This window comes from Bacillus cereus group sp. BfR-BA-01310 (assembly GCF_022664325.1).
GTDB classification, from domain to species: Bacteria; Bacillota; Bacilli; order Bacillales; family Bacillaceae_G; genus Bacillus_A; species Bacillus_A paramycoides.
Window position 1 is genome coordinate 1 of sequence record NZ_JAKUHD010000064.1, and the last position, 3,886, is coordinate 3,886.

The window sequence follows — 3,886 nt, forward strand, 5'->3', positions numbered from 1 at the left end:
AAGAAAAGAAAGAAGCGGTGCAAGCTTTAACAAAAAAGATGGAAAAAAGCATAGAAGGCTATTTTCGTACACCAGGAGATTTGAAAGATTATTTATCGTTTATGGCAAAGTTTTATCACTATTCACCATCTAATATTTCATTAATACAGAGTCAATTTGAAGGAGCCAGAGCAGTTGGTTCCTTTTCTTTTTGGAAAGAAAAAGGATTTGCGGTTAAGAAGGGTGAGAAAGGAATCCAGGTCCTTGTTCCAAACCGAACTATAGCAAAATTTAAAGACAAAGAAGGCACTTGGAAAACAGTAACTAAAGCAAATGAGGAAGAGAAAAAACAAATTGAGTCTAAAAGCGTAGAAGTGAAACCAGGTCGCTTATATTTTGCTGTCGGCCATGTGTTTGATGTGTCGCAAGTGCGCCCATAAGGCGCTCTAACGATTCGCTATGTAGCAATAGCGTAGAGTAGACCATCAAAGCTCTATCACTACCCAACTTACCCGTTCAGAAGAAATTCTACGGCGACCATAGCATGTTGGGACGTCACTAGTCGGTTAGTTACCAAATCGCAACTGGGTGGCCGGTGAAAGATGATAAATAAGGATGAAGGCTACACTGCTTGAATGACAGTCCGAGGGGGTTTAAACGTCACCCATAACGGAAGGTAGTTACAAACGTTATGTGACTGATGGTGGTAAAGGTGTTTGGGAACTTTATCACATATGGAAAATACGTTGTTTGTGTGCGTAATTTTCAGATGGTCCACGGTCAATCAACCTCAATAAGAGGAAAAGGGCGAACGTCACATCCGATATTATCATAAGCTTGTCGTTAGAGATGCTAAATGGGGATTACCTAAGTTAAAACGCTGATAATGTTAGCTATGATACAAGATGGTATCTGAATATTTAATAAGGTAACGGAGTTCTCATAGTAGTCCGAGCTAAGGAAAGCTTAGTACATGGCGAAGGAGAACAGCTTATCTAGTCTAAAAAATATAGGAAAGTGTGTGAGACACGTTGAGAAATCCGAATGTGATTTTAGACAATCTAGCCAGGAAAGCTAAAGTGCAAAACTACACTTTTGAAAGGTTATACAGAAATCTTTATAACCCAATGTTTTACATGGCAGCGTACAAAAAAGTTTATGCCAATCCAGGAAACCTGACAAAAGGTGTAGATGGATTCACCATTGATGGAATGAGTTTAACAAGAATAAAAAAAGTCATTGAAAAATTAAAAGACGAAAGCTACCAACCTAATCCTGTAAGGAGAACTTTTATCCCTAAAAAGAGAGGTGGAAGAAGACCGTTAGGTATTTCTTCATTCGATGATAAGCTAGTCCAAGAGGTAGTAAGGAAAATCCTTGAATCGATATTTGAACACCGATTTTCAAAAAACTCACATGGATTTAGACCTCAATTTAGTTGCCATACAGCACTAGTTCAGTGCAAGGAACGGTTTAATGGGGTTCGATGGTTCATAGAAGGAGATATAAAAGGTTTTTTTGATAATATAGACCACCATATTTTAATAGGAATTCTCCGTAAGACAATAAAGGATGAAAAATTTATACGTCTAATATGGAAATTTCTAAAGGCGGGCTACGTAGAGAATTGGGTATATCACCGAACTTATAGTGGTACACCCCAAGGTGGAATTATTAGCCCAATCCTAGCAAATATTTATCTTAATGAATTGGATCAGTTTATTGAAAAGTACAAGAATCAATTTGAAAAAGGTACTAAGCGTAGAACGACAAAGGCATATATTAAATATCAAAAACGTGCAAGAAGATTCAAGGATAAGTACAAACCTGTTTGGCATCAATTATCTGAAGAAGAAAAGAGACCTCTTATTAAGCAACATAAAAAATTAGAAAAAGATATGTATAAACACCCTTACTTCGATCCTATGGATGAGAATTTCAAACGACTACAATATGTCCGTTACGCTGATGATTTCATCATCGGGGTCATAGGAAGTAAAGAAGATGCAATAAGAGTTAAAAAAGACCTTACGGTTTTTATCTCACAAAAGCTAAACCTAGAGCTATCACAAGAAAAGACATTAATTACACACAGTAATAAGAAAGCTAGGTTTCTAGGTTACGACATTGTAGTTTCACGAACTCAACAGCTGAAGAAGCGAAAAGATGGAGCGAAGACGCGAGGAAACAGCTATAAATGTCATCTTTATGTACCTCGTGAGGCTTGGGTGGAAAAATTAAAAGACTTTAGGGCTATTAAATTTTCAAGGGATAATAAATGGAAACCAATTCATAGAACATACTTAATTAGTCATGATGATCTCGAAATTCTGAGCATCTATAATGCGGAAATTAAAGGGCTATATGAATATTATAAACTCGCCAACAATGTTAGCACTTTACATCATTTTCTATATTTCATGAAGTACAGTATGTTAAAAATATATGCACGGAAATATAGGAAATCAGTTAAACAAATTATCGCTAAATACAATATAAATGGAAAATTTGGAGTTAAATATAGGACTAAAAAGGCTCAGAAAACGAGACTCTTTTATGATGATGGTTTCCATAAATTAAAAACAAAAGAAAAATTTGATTTTTTCAATGACAATCAACCACCTAAATTCTACTTTGATGCAAGAAATAGCTTAATAAAAAAATTAACATCTTTCAAATGTGAATATTGCGGGATTGAAAATGTTCCTATTGAAATGCATCATGTTCGGAAGTTAAAAGACCTTAAAGGGAAAAAACGTTGGGAACAACATATGATTGCCCGTAAGAGAAAAACCATTCCATTGTGTATCTCCTGCCATGATAAATTACACGCAGGAAAGCTAGATTGATAAGAGGAGAGCCGGATACATGGAGACGTGTACGTCCGGTTCGGGGGAGAGCGTTTGGAAACCTGTTCTAGTAATAGAATAAGGCGCTGGGCGCTTATCCTACACGAACGCAAAAGCGGAAGATCTACCTCGTATTTTTCCGAATCGTTGGCTAGAAGGGAGCGTAAAAGATTACAAGAATTTGTACAAAGGAATGGAAGCCGTTGCGGAAAAGAACGGCGTGAAAATTATTGAACCAAAAGCAGAGCTGGGTGTCGCAAAAGGTGTGAGTTATACCCTAACAAAAGAAGTTGCCTTGAATCCACGAAACAGTGAATTGCAAAATGTAAAAACCCTTCTTCACGAATTAGCACATGCCAAACTTCATACAGCAGAAACACATATGAATTACACAGCACCAGAAAAAGAGTTTCAAGCAGAGATGACCGCTTATGCTGTTTCTTCTTATTTCAGAATTGATACGAGCGAATACTCATTAGGTTATTTAGCGAGCTGGACACAAGGAAAAGAAATGAAAGATAAAACGAGGTTATTGAAAGAAGTACATGAAACCTCGATTGAGTTTATCGAAACAATTGAAGGGACTTTGGAAAAAGAAAAACAACAATTAAATGAGAAAGAGGTGGAAAGTATGGCAAAAGGAAATGAAAGTACATTAGAAAAATCGAAAGAGACACCCAATCACTTAGTTACAATTCAAGTGTTAGCAAAGGATATGCAAGATGAGGAAGTTGCAAGAATACACATGATGGATGGTGTTACGAAAGATATTAATTATTTGTCTGTATGGAATCAAGATAAAACTGATCGGGAAGATTTATATGTTTCCCTAATGGAAAAGAACGGGAAACGAGAAAATATCTATTTAGATAACATTTTGAAACCAGATTTATATGAAAAGGTTCAAAGTTCCATTTTTGATGGAAGAGGAAATTTGTCATTTGTCATTTATGAAAAGGATGCGAATATGAGTCTAGATGAAATCGTAAAAGATGAACGATATGGAATTTTAGTTGATAAAGCGGAGGCACAAAAAGATTCCTCATTTCATGAAAAAG

At 36.0% G+C, this 3,886-nt stretch carries 1 protein-coding gene and 2 pseudogenes; all 3 read left to right on the forward strand.

What is annotated here, in order from left to right; genetic code table 11:
- Window positions 1-407, forward strand: a pseudogene (locus MR109_RS29445) (ArdC family protein); the annotation flags it as partial.
- A 603-nt stretch (window positions 408-1,010) separates the two neighbouring features.
- The gene (locus MR109_RS29450; RefSeq protein ID WP_242274840.1) at window positions 1,011-2,828 is read left to right on the forward strand and encodes a reverse transcriptase domain-containing protein; all 1,818 of its coding nucleotides are present in this window, start codon (window positions 1,011-1,013) and stop codon (window positions 2,826-2,828) included.
- Between the two features lie 94 nt (window positions 2,829-2,922).
- Window positions 2,923-3,886 (forward strand): annotated as a pseudogene (locus MR109_RS29455) (ImmA/IrrE family metallo-endopeptidase); the annotation flags it as partial.